General features: G+C 36.5%; 16 protein-coding genes. 11 read left to right on the forward strand and 5 right to left on the reverse strand.

Features of this window, described 5'->3' with window-relative positions; all coding sequences use genetic code 11:
• The first annotated feature begins 12 nt into the window (after positions 1–12).
• From LB454_RS08105 to LB454_RS08120, 4 genes are all read left to right on the forward strand, one after another.
• Positions 13–759: an electron transfer flavoprotein subunit beta/FixA family protein gene (locus LB454_RS08105; RefSeq protein WP_224464167.1), complete on the forward strand. Its 747-nt coding sequence runs from the start codon at positions 13–15 to the stop codon at positions 757–759.
• A gap of 18 nt (positions 760–777) precedes the next feature.
• Complete coding sequence (locus tag LB454_RS08110) at positions 778–1,746, forward strand: electron transfer flavoprotein subunit alpha/FixB family protein (protein ID WP_224464168.1); 969 nt, start codon at positions 778–780, stop codon at positions 1,744–1,746.
• Positions 1,747–1,835: 89 nt separating this feature from the next.
• A complete protein-coding gene (locus tag LB454_RS08115) occupies positions 1,836–2,453 on the forward strand; it encodes a bifunctional nuclease family protein (RefSeq protein ID WP_224464169.1) in 618 nt (205 codons plus the stop codon).
• Positions 2,454–2,456: 3 nt separating this feature from the next.
• Positions 2,457–4,154: a NupC/NupG family nucleoside CNT transporter gene (locus LB454_RS08120; protein ID WP_224464170.1), complete on the forward strand. Its 1,698-nt coding sequence runs from the start codon at positions 2,457–2,459 to the stop codon at positions 4,152–4,154.
• Between the two features lie 15 nt (positions 4,155–4,169).
• Here the strand turns inward: LB454_RS08120 and LB454_RS08125 are convergent, their stop codons facing one another.
• A complete protein-coding gene (locus LB454_RS08125; RefSeq protein WP_224464171.1) occupies positions 4,170–5,183 on the reverse strand; it encodes an aldose epimerase family protein in 1,014 nt (337 codons plus the stop codon).
• Between the two features lie 225 nt (positions 5,184–5,408).
• Between LB454_RS08125 and LB454_RS08130 the strand changes: the two genes are divergently transcribed.
• The 4 genes from LB454_RS08130 (at position 5,409) to LB454_RS08145 (ending at position 8,721) form a co-directional block, all read left to right on the forward strand.
• Positions 5,409–6,233, forward strand: a complete 825-nt coding sequence (locus LB454_RS08130; RefSeq protein WP_224464172.1) for a thymidylate synthase — start codon at positions 5,409–5,411, stop codon at positions 6,231–6,233.
• A 74-nt stretch (positions 6,234–6,307) separates the two neighbouring features.
• Positions 6,308–7,453: an ergothioneine biosynthesis protein EgtB gene (egtB, locus tag LB454_RS08135; protein WP_224464173.1), complete on the forward strand. Its 1,146-nt coding sequence runs from the start codon at positions 6,308–6,310 to the stop codon at positions 7,451–7,453.
• Positions 7,454–7,468: 15 nt separating this feature from the next.
• Positions 7,469–8,437 (forward strand): L-histidine N(alpha)-methyltransferase, encoded by a 969-nt coding sequence (locus LB454_RS08140; RefSeq protein ID WP_224464174.1) that lies wholly within the window; start codon positions 7,469–7,471, stop codon positions 8,435–8,437.
• Positions 8,438–8,439: 2 nt separating this feature from the next.
• Positions 8,440–8,721 carry a DUF427 domain-containing protein gene (locus LB454_RS08145; protein ID WP_224464175.1) on the forward strand — a complete coding sequence of 94 codons (282 nt, stop codon included), beginning with the start codon at positions 8,440–8,442 and terminating at the stop codon, positions 8,719–8,721.
• Here the strand turns inward: LB454_RS08145 and LB454_RS08150 are convergent, their stop codons facing one another.
• On the reverse strand, positions 8,722–9,804 hold the full coding sequence (locus LB454_RS08150; RefSeq protein WP_224464176.1) for an aminotransferase class V-fold PLP-dependent enzyme: 1,083 nt from the start codon (positions 9,802–9,804) through the stop codon (positions 8,722–8,724).
• 52 nt (positions 9,805–9,856) lie between these two features.
• Between LB454_RS08150 and LB454_RS08155 the strand changes: the two genes are divergently transcribed.
• The 3 genes from LB454_RS08155 to LB454_RS08165 all read left to right on the forward strand — a co-directional run bounded on the left by LB454_RS08155 (position 9,857) and on the right by LB454_RS08165 (position 12,047).
• The gene (locus LB454_RS08155; RefSeq protein WP_224464177.1) at positions 9,857–10,258 is read left to right on the forward strand and encodes a 2TM domain-containing protein; all 402 of its coding nucleotides are present in this window, start codon (positions 9,857–9,859) and stop codon (positions 10,256–10,258) included.
• Positions 10,255–10,743: a dihydrofolate reductase gene (locus LB454_RS08160; RefSeq protein WP_224464178.1), complete on the forward strand. Its 489-nt coding sequence runs from the start codon at positions 10,255–10,257 to the stop codon at positions 10,741–10,743. Before LB454_RS08155 ends, LB454_RS08160 begins: the two co-directional genes overlap by 4 nt.
• Before the next feature lie 119 nt (positions 10,744–10,862).
• Positions 10,863–12,047, forward strand: coding sequence for a BamA/TamA family outer membrane protein (locus LB454_RS08165; RefSeq protein ID WP_224464179.1), 1,185 nt, complete (start codon positions 10,863–10,865; stop codon positions 12,045–12,047).
• A 6-nt stretch (positions 12,048–12,053) separates the two neighbouring features.
• Here LB454_RS08165 and LB454_RS08170 read toward each other — a convergent pair whose 3' ends face one another.
• From LB454_RS08170 to LB454_RS08180, 3 genes are all read right to left on the reverse strand, one after another.
• The gene (locus tag LB454_RS08170) at positions 12,054–12,536 is read right to left on the reverse strand and encodes a glutathione peroxidase (protein WP_224464180.1); all 483 of its coding nucleotides are present in this window, start codon (positions 12,534–12,536) and stop codon (positions 12,054–12,056) included.
• A 61-nt stretch (positions 12,537–12,597) separates the two neighbouring features.
• Positions 12,598–13,164, reverse strand: a complete 567-nt coding sequence (locus LB454_RS08175; RefSeq protein WP_224464181.1) for a TlpA family protein disulfide reductase — start codon at positions 13,162–13,164, stop codon at positions 12,598–12,600.
• Positions 13,165–13,233: 69 nt separating this feature from the next.
• Positions 13,234–15,501, reverse strand: coding sequence for an aconitate hydratase (locus LB454_RS08180; protein ID WP_224464182.1), 2,268 nt, complete (start codon positions 15,499–15,501; stop codon positions 13,234–13,236).
• Between the last annotated feature and the right edge of the window lie 113 nt (positions 15,502–15,614).

Consider the following 15,614-nt stretch of genomic DNA (forward strand, 5'->3'; position numbering starts at 1 on the left):
AAATTCAAAATCATGAAAATATTAGTATGTATTAGTCACGTTCCTGATACGACTTCAAAAATCAATTTTGTTGAAAACGATACAAAATTTGACACTAATGGAGTTCAGTTTGTTATTAATCCTAATGACGAATTTGGATTAACTAGGGCGATGTGGTTTAAAGAGAAACAAGGTGCAACCGTAGATGTTGTTACAGTTGGTGGTAAAGACACAGAACCTACCATAAGAAAAGCTTTAGCTATTGGTGCTGATACTGCTCATAGAGTAGATACTGAACCATTGGATGGCTTTCAAGTTGCAAAAGAACTCGCAAAAGTTGCAAAAGACGGAAATTACGACTTAATCATTGCAGGTAGAGAATCGATCGACTACAATGGTGGAATGGTCCCAGGCATGTTAGCTAAGTTGATTGGTGCTAATTTTATCAATACTTGTGTAAGTCTCGAAATCGATGGAGAAACTGCTACAGCCATTAGAGAAATCGATGGTGGTAAAGAAACTTTAAAATCTTCATTACCCCTAGTCATAGGTGGTCAAAAAGGTTTAGTCGAAGAAAGCGATCTTAAAATTCCAAATATGAGAGGAATTATGATGGCCAGAAAAAAACCTTTAAACGTTGTTGAACCACTTGCAGCTGAGACTCAAACAGAAGCCAAAAATTTTAGAAAACCAGCTCCTAAGGGAGAGGTGACTCTTGTAGATGCAGATAATTTAGATAAATTGATAGACTTACTTCACAACGAAGCAAAGGCTATATAATCAAAAAAATATAAGAATATGTCAATTTTAGTATATACAGAATCAGAAAATGGCAAATTGAAGAAAGCAGCTTTTGAAGTTGCCTCTTTTGCTAAAGGAATTGCAGACTTGATGGGAACCAGTGTAACAGCTGTATCAATTAATGCAGAAAATGTTGATGAGCTTAAAACGTATGGAGTTGAGAAGGTTTTGAAAGTTTCTAGCGACAAACTTTCAAAATTCAATGCCGACGCATACGCGGAAGTAATTACTCAAGCTTCAAAAAAAGAAGATTCCAAAGTAGTGGTGGTGAGCCAAAGTGCAAATGCTAAATATTTAGCTCCATTACTTTCAGTCAATCTGGAAGCCGGATATGCATCCAATGTTGTAGCCTTACCAAATTTGGAAGAAGGTTTTGTTGTGGAAAGAACAGCTTTTACCAATAAAGCATTCAACATGACTTCCATTACAACAGATGTGAAACTACTTGGATTATCGAATAATGCATTTGGTCTTAAAGAAAATGAAGTATCACTTTCAGAAGAAGACTTTTCTCCAGAATTATCTGATGACAATTTCAAAATAAATGTAGAATCTGTAGATAAGAATAAGGATAAAGTAAGTATTGCAGATGCAGAAGTTGTAGTTTCAGCTGGTCGTGGGATGAAAGGTCCAGAAAACTGGGGAATGATTGAAGAGCTTGCAGACGTTCTTGGAGCAGCCACCGCCTGTTCAAAACCAGTAAGTGATATGGGCTGGAGACCTCACGGTGAACACGTTGGACAAACAGGTAAACCTGTAGCAACCAATTTGTACATTGCTGTTGGTATTTCCGGAGCTATCCAGCATCTTGCAGGTATTAGTGCTTCCAAAAATAAAGTTGTCATCAACACCGATCCCGAAGCTCCTTTCTTTAAAGCTGCTGACTATGGAATTGTAGGTGATGCTTTTGAGGTAGTTCCTCAATTGATTGAAAAACTCAAGGAATTTAAGGCGAATAACTCATAATTTTCATAAATTGTGCCCCTTTAAAGGGCGGTCTAGTTTTTAAGAAGTCCTTAAAAGTTAGACCGCTTTTTTATTCAATATAATGTAGTATGAGCTTAGCTAGACTTAGCATAAAAGGAATTTCTTACAGTCAAACTCAAAATGGTGCCTACGCTCTTCTCCTAAGTGACATGGACAGTGATAGACAGTTACCAATTGTAATTGGAGCTTTTGAAGCTCAATCTATTGCTATAGCACTGGAAAAAGAAATCAAACCACCGAGGCCACTTACGCACGATTTATTCAAAACTTTTTCGGACAGGTTTAAAATTTCAGTCAAACAAGTCATCATTCATAAACTTGTGGATGGTATTTTTTATTCCAGTCTGGTTTGTGAAAGAGATGGGATAGAAGAAACTATCGATGCCAGAACAAGCGATGCTATTGCTCTTGCCTTGAGATTTGACGCTCCTATTTTTACTTATAAAAACATACTAGATAAAGCTGGTATTTATCTAAGTGATAAAAACCAAAACACAGATATTTATAGTTCAGATAACCTTAAAAAATCTGGAAATGTTGAGCCCGAGGAAAAAAAGTCGACTTTCAAAAGTGAATTTAGCTCAATGACGACCAAAAAACTTAATGAACTTTTAGAAAAAGCTGTTAATGATGAAGACTACGAAAGAGCAGCTCAAATTCGTGATGAAATTTCTAAACGAAGCTAAGGAATGAAAAAAATTACTTGGGCGTTATTGATGTGCCTTCCCACTTTGCTTTTTGCTCAATCTTTTCAAGGTGAATGGAAAATAGAACTGAAAGAGAATCAAGATTCTACTTATTATTTTGAAAACCAGCAAACAATACGTTTTAAGGATTCTGTTTTCAGTATTAGTCATACAGATAAAGAATTAGCTTATGAAGGTTTTTACGAGGTAAAAAACGATTCATTAAATTTATCTCCGCTACTTAGAACATTAGATGAAATTGAATTTAGAATCGAGACCTCAACAGATTCTATAGCAGAGCTTTCTTCTGAAAGTTTCAAGCTTCAACTCAGCAAAATAAGCAGAACTGAAGTCACTCCACAAGAAGATGCTGCCGCTTCAAAAGTAATTGTAGCCAATCAAAATTTCAGCTTCAATAGTCTTTGGAGGGGTGTTTTAGGTATGATAAGTCTTTTGTTGATTGCTTATGTTTTAAGTAAAAACAAAAAGGCAATTAACTGGAAAACCGTAGGGTTTGGTCTTTTGGCTCAGCTTGTTCTTGCCATTGGAGTACTGAAAATTCCATTTGTTCAATCTGCTTTTGATTTTGTAGGAAATATTTTTGTCAAGATTTTGGATTTCACTGCAGCAGGTTCAGAATTTCTTCTAGGTGATCTTATGGATACCAGCACTTATGGCTACATCTTTGTATTTCAGATCCTACCAACGATTATTTTCTTTTCGGCCTTAACCTCCATTCTTTTCTATTTAGGAATCATCCAGAAGATAGTAAGCGCTTTAGCCTGGGTACTTTCCAAACTTTTGGGTATATCAGGACCAGAAAGCTTAAGTGTGGCAGGAAATATATTTTTAGGCCAGACGGAAGCACCTTTAATGATAAAAGCTTACCTAGAACGCATGACGCGTTCAGAAATACTTTTGGTGATGATCGGTGGTATGGCAACCGTTGCCGGCGGAGTACTTGCAGCCTACATCGGTTTTCTTGGCGGCGATGATCCTGTCATGCGTTTAGCTTTTGCCAAACACTTACTGGCAGCATCTGTTATGGCAGCGCCTGGTGCGATAGTCATTTCAAAAATTCTTTATCCACAGCAAGCTAAAGTGAATACGGATGTGGAAGTGTCTTCAGAAAAAATAGGTTCCAATATTCTGGATGCTATCGCCAACGGAACCACGGAAGGGCTGAAGCTTGCCGCCAATGTGGCGGCTATGTTGCTGGTCTTCGTAGCTTTAATTGCTTTTATCAATTATGGCTTTGAAAAGATTGGTGAGCTAACTACTTTAAATTCTATTGTAGCAGAACATACACCTTATACTAAATTCTCTCTGGAAGCCATTCTCGGAATTATATTCGCTCCACTCATGTGGTTGATTGGCGTTGCTAAAGAAGACGTGATGCTAATGGGACAGTTACTCGGCATCAAGCTGGTAGCTAGCGAATTTGTGGGTTACATTCAACTAGCCGAGCTAAAGAACTCCGCTAATGTGCTTAGCTTGAACTTTGAAAAATCGGTCATCATGGCAACCTATATGCTTTGCGGCTTTGCCAATTTTGCTTCCATCGGTATTCAAATTGGAGGGATTGGATCTTTAGCTCCAGGACAGCGTAAAACACTGTCAGAATTTGGTATACGCGCTTTAATTGGCGGTACGTTAGCATCCTTAATGTCTGCAACAATTGCAGGAATGATTATTGGGTAAATCTAAGCGAAATGTCTAAGCATCCAATATATTAAACTGAAACTTTGTGTTTTGATAATAATTTTCATCCTTATTTAAAATTGCTGACGGAAAGTTTTTGTGATTTGGAGCATCTGGAAATGCCTGTGTTTCAAAACAAATACCACTAGTTGTATGATATATGGAATTAGACTTCGTTTTCAGCTTTGGATTTACTTTTCCGCCTACATAAACTTGTAGGCAAGGCTGATTAGTGTAAACCTTCATATGAAGGTTGGATTTTGTACTGAAAAGTTCTGCTGCTAAATTATGTTCTAAAGTCAACACAAAAGCATCGTCGATGTGTAAGGGTACTGCTTTCGGTTTTGAAAAATCAAAAGGATGTTTCTCGAGTGACATCAGTTTACCTGTAGGCACATTTTCTGAATCTGTTTCTAAAATCTGACTAGCATTTAGTTTCAACTCCTGATTAGTCACATCGCCTTGGTGCCCGTCAAGATTAAAATAAGAATGCTGAGTTAAGTTTAAAAGAGTATCCTCAGTTGACTTAGCTTTATATTGAATCTCCAATTCGTTTTTAAGGGTTAAGGTATAAGTGACTTGTACATCAACTTCGCCTGGAAAGTTTTCTTCCAAATGCGGACTTTTCAATGCAAATGAAATCGAAGGTTCATCTCCTTCACTAAATGAGACTAAATCCCATATTTTTTGACTGAGACCTTCTTTTCCCCCATGGATATGATGATCGCCATAATTTTTTGAAAGTTGAATTTGTTCATCATTTAATTCAAATTGACCATATCTTATTCGCCCTGCGAAACGGCCAACGACAGCTCCAAAATAAGGAGCGAGTCCAAATTCAAAAGAAGAAACATAGTCTTGTGGAGAATCAAATCCTAAAACAACATCTATCGTTCTACCTTCAACTGGCACTTTTAAAGAAGTGATCGTAGCCCCATAATTAAGTACAGATAATTGCATTCCTGTTTTAGAATTGAGAACAAATTCTTTAATGTATCCTTTTGGATAGGAATTTTCTGAAATTTTCATTTTAATAGAAATTTGATTTCTTGATTTACAAAGCCATACTGTTTAAGTTCAGAACCAACAAGTTATTAAAAAATATGACTATGTTTATTAAAATTGAAAACAAAGAAAATTTTGACATTGAGTTTTATTAAAATAATAAAAGAATTTTTTTAAGAAAATCTCTTTGGGAAGTAAAAAACAAAACCAATAAAATTTCTATTTTTAAACTTTCAAACACTGCTTATTATGAAACAATACCACGATTTAATTTCGCACATACTAGAAAATGGCGTACAGAAAGGAGACAGGACAGGTACTGGAACTAAGAGTGTGTTTGGTTATCAAATGAGATTTGATCTTAATGAAGGATTTCCTCTGGTAACTACGAAGAAAGTTCATCTCAAATCTATCATCTATGAATTACTCTGGTTCTTGAAAGGAGATACTAATATCTCTTATCTCCAGGACAAGGGAGTCAAAATCTGGAACGAATGGGCCAATGAAAACGGAGATTTAGGTCCTGTTTATGGTCACCAGTGGAGGAACTGGAATTCTGAAAATATCGATCAAATAAAGGAATTGATTCATACCTTAAAAACGAACCCCAATAGCAGAAGGATGATGGTATCTGCATGGAATCCTAGCGTGATGCCTGACACTTCGCAGTCTTTTGAAGCCAACGTAGCCAATGGAAAAGCAGCCCTTCCTCCATGTCATGCGTTTTTTCAGTTTTATGTAGCCGATGGTAAATTATCCTGCCAGCTTTACCAAAGAAGTGCTGACGTCTTTCTAGGGGTTCCATTCAACATTGCTTCCTATGCTTTATTTACGATGATGGTCGCTCAGGTTTGCGATTTAAAACTGGGGGATTTTATACACACCTTCGGGGATGCTCATATCTATAATAACCACTTTAATCAAGTCGAACTTCAACTCTCAAGAACGCCAAGAGCATTACCAACCATGAAGTTGAATCCAAACGTGAAGTCCATTTTCGATTTCGAATTTGAAGATTTTACTTTAGAAAATTACAACCCTTATCCGCACATAAAAGGAAAGGTGGCCATTTAAACTTTGGTTAATTGTTTATTGGGTGTGATATTCACTGAATCTTTTTTTAGTAAATTTCAGAAATAAATCAATGTATGATTCAAGAATTTATTGAAACAAGAGCTTACTCTGAAAAGCTATGCGAACCTTTAGAGACCGAAGACTTTGTAATACAACCCGTTGAGTTTGTTTCGCCTGTAAAATGGCATTTAGCCCATACCACCTGGTTTTTTGAAGTTTTTATTCTCACCAAATTCAAAAATAATTACTCCCTTTACAATGAAGATTTCCCCTATCTTTTCAATAGCTATTATGAGGCAAAGGGTGAGAGAGTAGTGAGAGCAAATCGTGGGAATTTATCCAGGCCAACTGTAGATCAAATTTTCGAATATAGAACTCATGTTACTAAAGCCTTAAAAGAACTTCTAGAAACTAATTCAGCAAAAAAAGAGCTCTTGCCTTTAGTGGAAATTGGGATTCATCATGAAAAACAACATCAGGAATTATTACTGATGGATATTAAATATTGTTTTGGCCACAATCCTCTACTTCCAGTTTACAATTCTGACCTTGATGAAAGATCAACTCAGAAAATAGATCCTGACTGGGTTAAAATTCCTGAAGGTTTATATGAAATAGGTCACAAGGGAGATGGATTCTCTTATGATAATGAAACTAAAGCACATAAGGTCTTTTTACAAAGTTTTGAAATCAAAAGTTGCTTAGTAACTAATGGAGATTTTCTGGAATTTATGGAACAAGGCGGGTATGAAAATCCACTATTATGGCATGCAGAAGCCTGGGATTGGATCCAAGAGGAAAAGATAGGACACCCGTTGTACTGGCAAAAAACTAATGAAGGCTGGAAAGAGTTTCATCTTTCGGGTCTCAAAATGCTTGATAAAAGTCATATTTTAAGTCACGTTTCTTATTTTGAAGCTGCAGCTTTTGCCCAGTGGAAAGGCTGTAGATTACCAACTGAGTTCGAATGGGAGGTTGCACAGCAACATTTTGAATGGGGAAAGCGCTGGGAATGCACGGAAAGTGCCTACTCTCCTTATCCAAATTACCAAAAGGCCGCTGGTGCGCTTGGTGAATACAATGGTAAATTTATGGTGAACCAAAAAGTATTTAGAGGGGGTTCTGGATTAACGTCCAAAAAACACACTAGAAAAACCTATAGAAATTTCTTCCATCCTCATATGAGATGGCAACAAAGCGGCGTAAGGCTCGCTAAATAATTCGACAAATACTAAATGGATACAACGACAAAATCAACCACCTATACAGAATTTGAAAAAGATGTGATTTCCGGGCTGAAGGCCTATCCAAAACATCTATCCTCAAAGTTTATTTACGACCAGAAGGGAGATAAGTTATTTCAGGATATCATGGCCATGCCAGAATATTACTTAACTGAATGTGAGTATAATATCTTAAAAAATCAGTCTCCAATCATCGCCGAAAAATTCAACTTAAAAGAAGGCTTTGATTTAATCGAGCTGGGAGCGGGCGACGGCAAAAAAACAAAATTACTTCTAAGTCACTTATCTGAAATTGGAGCCAACTTTACTTATTTGCCTGTAGATATTAGTCAAAATGTTTTAGATGAATTAGGCTCAGCTTTGGAAAATGAGCTGCCTAAAGTCAATTTTGAACTCCTACAAGGAAGCTATTTCCAAGTCTTAAATCAATTATCTAGTTATAACAAACGACAGAAGGTGATTTTGGTACTAGGATCCAATATTGGAAACTTGATGCACAAAGATGCGATAGATTTTCTGAAGAAAATCGAAGAAAATATGTCTTCAGAGGACTTATTATTCATGGGGTTTGATCAAAAGAAACATCCTCAAATTATCCTCGATGCATACAACGATCCAGATGGTATTACAGAAGCTTTCAATAAAAATCTACTGGAAAGAATCAATAAAGAGCTAGACGGCAATTTTCAGCTGGATCATTTTTTTCATTGGGAAACCTATGACCCTGAGACTGGAACTGCAAAAAGTTATCTGGTAAGTCAAATAGATCAAAATATAAAAATAAACAAACTTGATTTGGATGTTAGCTTTAAAGCATGGGAAACCATACATACGGAAATTTCTCAGAAATATGATGACGAAACTGTAGAATGGCTTGCTTCACAAGCAAATCTTGGTATAGACAAAGTCTTTGAGAGTGACACCGGATATTACAAAAATTATACTTTTAAAAAACTTTAATAATGAAAGCAGTCTGGAATGGAGCAACACTAGCTGAAAGTGAAAAAACTATCATCATTGAAGGAAATCACTACTTCCCTCCTAATAGTATAACTGAAGCGTATTTTGAAAAATCTGATTATTCCACGAGTTGCCCGTGGAAAGGAAAGGCTTCGTATTATACGATTTCAGTTGATGGGAAGAAAAACAAAGACGCGGCCTGGTATTATCCTGACACCAAATCTGCAGCAGATGAAATAAAAAACTACGTTGCTTTTTGGAAAGGAGTAGAAATCCTGGAATAATTAGAGTTCGTTTACGGCATCTACCAAAGTTTTCAAGTCTTTTTCTGAATTAAAATATTGAAAACCGACACGAATTCTCCCCCCTCTGTAAGCAGAAAGTATTCCTTTTTGCTGCAACTTTTTAATGGCTGTTTCATTCCCTTTTAAGCTAAAAATATTCTGATGTGACTTTTTATCAATCACATTCGTATCAAGTAAGCCTAATTTTAAGAATTCATTTTTTGCTTTTTTTGAAAGGTCTTTAATATGGGCTTCTATGAATTCAATACCGAGAGTTTTATAGTGAAATTCCAGAGCAAATTTCAATCTTGCCATTGCAATGATATCATAATGGCCAGGTTCTAAAAATCCAGTTGGTCGAAGTTCACCGTCTGGTTTGGCTTTCAAAGAATTGCTGCCTACGGCTTTAAAACGATGCTTCTTAATAAAGTCGGATTTCATAAGAAAAAAAGCATTGCCAAGTCCAGCATTCAACCACTTATAACCGCTAGTGCCAAAGACATCAAAAGGTGAATTTTCAAAGTCAAAGGCTTCACTACCGCAGTATTGAGTAGCATCTGCAATAAAACTAACTTCCGGAAACGCCTCTTTTAATTTTGCTAAGGCACTTAGATCCAATTGAAGTCCACTTATAAACTGTGTTATACTGAAAATAAAATAGTCTGGATGGACTTCCTCAAATTTTTGGTTAAGATTTGTGTATAGGTCTAAGTTAATATCAACTTCATGAACTTTAAATTTACGGGATTTTACTGGTAGATTTACTGAAGGATAATCCTGAGCAAGCAAAACCACCTTGGACTGCTCTGGCAGATCATTCAAAATCAGATTAAGTCCTGTTGAGAAGTTATTTAAAATTCCGACAGCTTCATGCTTTGCATTAAAAATTTCAGCAATCAGCTTTTTGGTTTTTTCAACAATATCCTCTTCAAATTGGTCTGTGAAAAGACTTCCTCTCAGCCGATAATCTTCTTCAAGTTGCTGTATTTGTGATGATACGCTTGAAGCAATCACGCCAGTAAATGGTGTATTGAGATAAGTATAAGACTGGATGATAGGGAATTCTTTTTTTAAGCTTGTCATAAGGATATGTCAATAAAAGTATTAGTAAATTTGAACACCTAATATACTTAAAATGGATTCAAAAAAGAAAATAGATCCCGAGATAAGAGAACTGTATGAGAATGCTCACCAACGGGTGAAGCAGAAGAAAAGATTGATGACACATCTAGTGTTTTTCATCGCTGGCTCAGTAATCTTTATTGTTTTAAATATAATGGTTGGCTACCAATCAGGTTTTAAACCACTAGGAATGGATTGGTTCGTAACTGCTATTCTGATCTGGCTTTTCTTCTTTCTTGTGCATGCGATAAATGTTTTTATGGTGAACAAATTGATGGGGAAAGAATGGGAAGAAAAACAAATGAACAGACTTGTGGAAAAACAACTGGAAAGATTGAGAAAACTACAGCAAAAGGTTGACAAAAAACATCCTGTACAACAGACTAATGAGATCCAAAAAAGTAATAATTCATGAAGATAACTATGGTAGCTGCAGCAGCAGAAAATAATGCCCTTGGCAAAAACAATGACCTTGTGTGGCATCTTCCAGATGATTTTAAACGTTTTAAAGCCATTACCTCTCATCATCATATTGTGTTGGGACGTAAAACTTTTGAGTCTTTTCCTAAGTTATTACCCAATCGTAAACATATCGTCATCACAAGACAAACAGATTACAAAAGAGAAGGTATTGAAGTGGTTCACAGCCTTGAAGAGGCGCTGCAATCGTGTGCTGGAGAAGAAGAGGTATTTATTATTGGAGGTGGTGAAATATACAAACAAGCGATGCCTTATGCCGATAAAATTGAATTGACGCGAGTACACGCTAGTTTCGAAGCCGACGCATTTTTCCCAGAAATTGATGAGTCCAAATGGAAGCTTGTGAATAAAGAAGTACACAAACAAGACGAACGTCATAAATATGACTTTTCATACCTGACTTACCTAAAAACAACTTAGATGGTTTTAAATAGAATTTTCAAAATTAAATATTAAATAATGCTTTAAATCTGTTAATCGCATCTTATATATTGATTCGAAAAGGAATTAAAAGTTAGATTTGGCAGATATTTTTTATCATGAAAAAAACTTACCTCCTAGCCTTACTTTGCATACTATTTTTAAAGTTTGATGTAAACGCACAAGATGAAAACTCCCTAGAGGAAACTAAGAAAGAAACCTTTGGGTTTTTAAAAGATTACGTCAACCGTATTGTCAATGATACGGTTTCACAGGAAAAATCTCAATTCTTTTTCTATCCTGTAGTTGGCTATAGACCAGAAACAGGTGTAGAGTTTGGTGTCGCTCCACTTTATGTCTATTATGCAAAAGAAGATACCAATAACCGGTTGAGTGAGATTAATGCCTATGGTTTTTTTACCTTGAAGGCGCAATATGGCTTAAGAATAGATCACGCAATCTATTCTGATAAAGACAAATGGTTCTTCCTCGGTGATCTTAATTTTGAGCAATTCCCACTTAAATATTATGGTATAGGCAACGATGTACCTGAAGATAATATTGCTCTGGTAGATGCTACCAATATCAGAATAAGAGAGCGTGTGCTCAGAAGATTAGCAGAGAACTTTTATATAGGATTGGAGACTGATTTCGTAAGTTTATCTAATGTTACTTTTGAAGATCCAGACGATAGCAACCAAGAACCAAACTTCAATTTGCCTTTTGGTGCAGAGGGAAGTACAAATTTCGGTATGGGCTTAGGGCTTGTTTTTGATCAAAGACGGAACGTACTGAACGAAAGAGATGCTTTTTTTAGTGAAGTTGCATTTTTAGATTATAATACTTTCTGGAAGAGTGATGTAGAATTCAGCAGTATAATTTCAGATACACGATTTTTTAAATCGTTCAATAAAAGAAATGTATTGGCTATGCAATTCTTGGGAGAATTCAATTTTGGTGGTGAGGTCCCCTTCAATCAGCTTTCTCAAATGGGAGGAGAGAATACAATGAGAGGCTACTTTACGGGTAGATTTCGAGATGAAAATCAAATAGCAGCACAGGTAGAATACCGTATGCTGCCTCTGGATCTTGGGTTTTCTAAACGACTTGGAGCAACAGTATTCGCTGGTGTGGGAGACGTTTTCTCCAATTGGAATGAACTGCGTATTGACGAAATAAAATGGGCGGCCGGTGTTGGAGCAAGGTTTTTGCTCTTTCAACAAAAGGATGTATACCTAAGGGTAGATTATGCCATCACTCCAGACGAGAATGGCTTCTATATTGGTGTTGGAGAAGCTTTCTAAAAGGCTTTAGGATTCAATCCAGTCTATTATTTCTTGATCCAATGGTGAAGTTTGTGGTAAAACCACCTTTTCTAACTCTCCATTTTCATTCAACAAGTATTTCTGGAAATTCCATTCCACTTGGCTGTCTTGCTTTTGATTCCATGATTTATCTGTTAGAAATTGATAGACATCATGCTTATCTTCTCCTTTTACTATAATTTTACCCATCATTTTGAAGGTCACTCCATAATTTTCTACACAAAATCTCGAGATTTCATCATTGTCCCCAGGTTCTTGAGACATAAAATCATTGCTTGGAAAACCTATGATTGTGAAATTCTTTGATTTATAGTTTTCATAAAGTTCTTGAAGTTTTTCATACTGTGGTGTAAGACCACATTTTGAAGCCGTGTTGACGATCATGACTTTTTTTCCTTTCAATGAAGAAAAATCGAACGTAGCTCCTTTTATATCTGTCGCAACCAAATCATGGATACTATTACTCATATCTGCTATTTCTTCAAATTTAAATTAATTCAGAGTTTGGCTATACAAGTTAAGAAGGTCTTTACTTTAATTTATCAATTGTAGCTCTTACTGTTTTGCTATTCCAATTGGCGGCGCCCGTCTTTTTTATGATGATGTCACCGTCTTTTCCAATGAGAAATGTTGTAGGCAAACTGGAACTTTTAAGGACATTTGGCGGACTCGATAGAAAATAATATGGGGGAAGTGTATAGTTTTCTCTTTCTAAAAAAGGCTCAACAACTTCGGGTGCTTCTGAAGTGATAAAGTAAAAATCAACTTCCTCCTTGTAATCTGTGTACAGCTTTTGAAGATCTGGCATTTCTGCAATACAAGGTGCGCACCAGGTTGCCCAGTAGTTAACTAAAACTAATTTTCCCTTAGACTGAGTAAAATTTACTGTTTTATTCTCTTCATCTTTGAAATACCACTCGTAATCATTTAAAGTTTCTCGATCTGTTTCATTGATTTCAGAAGGGCTGAAAGCAATCATTCTATTAAGGAAAACCTGAATGGGCTGGCGAGTTTGTGGAATTATCACTAAGATCAAAATAATAACAAAGATTATATTACTCCAGTGTTTCTGTATAAAATTCTTCTCTTTAGGCATTAGGGGGTTTTATAAAAAGAGCCATCTTATGCAGATGGCTCAAATAAAAATATTTCAAAAAAGCGAAACTTAAGCGTTATTTTGCTTTTTAATCATGTTCAATGCAGATCCTTCTTTAAACCAGCCAATCTGAGTATCGTTATAGGTATGATTCGCTTTAATAGTATCTTTAGAACCATCGGCATGCACCACTTCGATAGTTAAAGGCTTACCTTCTGCAAATTCCTCAAGATCTATAAAATTGAATGTATCATCTTCTTGAATCAAATCGTAATCACTTTCGTTATCAAAAGTGATTCCTAGCATACCTTGCTTTTTGAGGTTTGTTTCGTGAATTCTCGCAAATGATTTTACTAAAACTACTCTTACCCCAAGGTGTCTTGGCTCCATAGCAGCATGTTCTCTGGAAGAACCTTCACCGTAATTATGGTCACCAACCACTACTGTAGGGATACCTTCAGCTTTATAAGCACGTTGAGTTTTTGGCACTGCATCATACTTACCATCCAACTGACTTTTCACAAAGTTAGTTTTCATATTGAAAGCATTAACGGCTCCAATTAGACAGTTATCTGAAATATTATCGAGATGACCTCTGTATTTTAACCATGGACCAGCCATAGAAATGTGGTCTGTCGTACATTTACCATGAGCTTTTATAAGCAACTTAGCACCTGTTAAGTTTTTTCCATCCCAAGGATCAAATGGCTCTAAAAGTTGAATTCTGTTGGATTTTGGATCTACTTTCACATTAATAGTGCTTCCATCAGGTTTCGGAGCCAAATAGCCATTGTCTTCCACATCAAAGCCTAGTTCAGGCAATTCAATTCCTTGTGGAGCATCAAGTTTAACTTCTTCACCATCCTCATTGATCAAAGTGTCATTCATAGGATCAAAATCCAGACGGCCGGCAATAGCAATAGCCGCAACCATTTCTGGTGAACCAACAAAAGCATGTGTATTTGGGTTTCCATCTGCACGTTTCGAGAAGTTTCTGTTGAAGGAGTGAACGATAGTGTTTTTCTCCTCACCCTTTCTATCGCTTCTATCCCATTGTCCAATACATGGCCCACATGCATTCGTAAATATAGTAGCGCCAAGGTCTTCAAAGACTTTTAATAAGCCATCACGCTCTGCAGTAAATCGGATTTGCTCAGACCCAGGATTAATACCAAAATCTGATTTTGGAATCAACTTTTTATCTACAGCCTGTTTTGCAATAGAGGCTGCTCTAGTTAAATCCTCATAAGAAGAATTAGTACAGGATCCAATAAGTCCCCAATCCACTTTAATTGGCCACCCGTTTTTCTTAGCCTTCTCTCCAAGCTCTCCTACTGGCGTAGCCAAATCTGGAGTAAAAGGTCCATTAAGGTGGGGTCTTAGCGTAGTTAAATCAATTTCAATCACTTGATCAAAGTACTGCTCAGGATTTGCATAGACTTCATCATCCCCAGTTAAATGCTCTCTTATTTTATTAGCTTCATCTGCAATTTCGTTTCTATCGGTAGCCCTTAAAAAACGCTCCATAGAGTCATCGTAACCAAATGTAGACGTAGTTGCTCCAATCTCGGCACCCATATTACAAATTGTACCTTTACCAGTACATGAAAGGTTTTTAGCTCCTTCACCGAAGTATTCTACAATACATCCTGTTCCACCTTTAACAGTAAGAATTTCTGCCACTTTAAGGATGACATCTTTTGCAGCAGTCCAACCTTGTGGAGCACCTGTAAGTTTTACTCCGATAAGCTTCGGAAATTTGAGTTCCCAGGGCATTCCTGCCATCACATCTACTGCATCTGCACCACCTACTCCAATAGCAACCATTCCAAGTCCACCAGCATTTACTGTGTGAGAATCGGTACCAATCATCATTCCGCCTGGGAAAGCATAATTTTCTAAAACCACCTGGTGAATAATTCCAGCACCTGGCTTCCAAAAACCAATTCCGTATTTACTAGAAACAGATTCTAAGAAATCAAAGACTTCATTACTTGTTTCGTTTGCTCTTTTTAAATCTTTAGTAGCTCCTTGTTTGGCCTGAATTAAATGATCACAGTGCACAGTTGTAGGAACAGCTACGTTTTCTTTTCCGGCCTGCATAAATTGAAGCAAGGCCATCTGAGCTGTAGCATCTTGACATGCTATGCGGTCTGGTGCAAAATCAACATAGTCTTTACCTCTTGTAAATTTTTGGTCGGGTTTGTTTTCCCAAAGGTGGGAATAAAGAATTTTTTCTGAAAGTGTAAGTGGTTTGCCAACGGTTTCACGAGCTTTATCTACTCTTTCCGACATTTGGCTATACACTTTCTTTATCATATCGATATCAAAAGCCATAGTATATATAATTTAGGTTGCAAAAATAACGTTTTTGGTTGAGTTTGGAAAATGTGCAAGATTAAAGCGAAAACTCTAACAATATTTTACACTTACATCATTTTTAATACACA

The sequence above is a fragment of the Psychroflexus montanilacus genome (assembly GCF_020164535.1).
GTDB lineage: Bacteria > Bacteroidota > Bacteroidia > Flavobacteriales > Flavobacteriaceae > Psychroflexus > Psychroflexus montanilacus.

Bases quoted from the DNA above. Each gene is read 5' to 3' on its own strand.
- LB454_RS08120 (WP_224464170.1), top strand. From the start codon at position 2,457: ATGAAAAAAATTACTTGGGCGTTATTGATGTGCCTTCCCACTTTGCTT.
- LB454_RS08165 (WP_224464179.1), top strand. From the start codon at position 10,863: ATGAAAAAAACTTACCTCCTAGCCTTACTTTGCATACTATTTTTAAAG.
- LB454_RS08145 (WP_224464175.1), top strand. From the start codon at position 8,440: ATGAAAGCAGTCTGGAATGGAGCAACACTAGCTGAAAGTGAAAAAACT.
- LB454_RS08125 (WP_224464171.1), bottom strand. From the start codon at position 5,183: ATGAAAATTTCAGAAAATTCCTATCCAAAAGGATACATTAAAGAATTT.
- LB454_RS08110 (WP_224464168.1), top strand. From the start codon at position 778: ATGTCAATTTTAGTATATACAGAATCAGAAAATGGCAAATTGAAGAAA.
- egtB (WP_224464173.1), top strand. From the start codon at position 6,308: ATGATTCAAGAATTTATTGAAACAAGAGCTTACTCTGAAAAGCTATGC.
- LB454_RS08170 (WP_224464180.1), bottom strand. From the start codon at position 12,536: ATGAGTAATAGTATCCATGATTTGGTTGCGACAGATATAAAAGGAGCT.
- LB454_RS08175 (WP_224464181.1), bottom strand. From the start codon at position 13,164: ATGCCTAAAGAGAAGAATTTTATACAGAAACACTGGAGTAATATAATC.
- LB454_RS08150 (WP_224464176.1), bottom strand. From the start codon at position 9,804: ATGACAAGCTTAAAAAAAGAATTCCCTATCATCCAGTCTTATACTTAT.
- LB454_RS08155 (WP_224464177.1), top strand. From the start codon at position 9,857: ATGGATTCAAAAAAGAAAATAGATCCCGAGATAAGAGAACTGTATGAG.
- LB454_RS08115 (WP_224464169.1), top strand. From the start codon at position 1,836: ATGAGCTTAGCTAGACTTAGCATAAAAGGAATTTCTTACAGTCAAACT.
- LB454_RS08180 (WP_224464182.1), bottom strand. From the start codon at position 15,501: ATGGCTTTTGATATCGATATGATAAAGAAAGTGTATAGCCAAATGTCG.
- LB454_RS08140 (WP_224464174.1), top strand. From the start codon at position 7,469: ATGGATACAACGACAAAATCAACCACCTATACAGAATTTGAAAAAGAT.
- LB454_RS08130 (WP_224464172.1), top strand. From the start codon at position 5,409: ATGAAACAATACCACGATTTAATTTCGCACATACTAGAAAATGGCGTA.
- LB454_RS08105 (WP_224464167.1), top strand. From the start codon at position 13: ATGAAAATATTAGTATGTATTAGTCACGTTCCTGATACGACTTCAAAA.
- LB454_RS08160 (WP_224464178.1), top strand. From the start codon at position 10,255: ATGAAGATAACTATGGTAGCTGCAGCAGCAGAAAATAATGCCCTTGGC.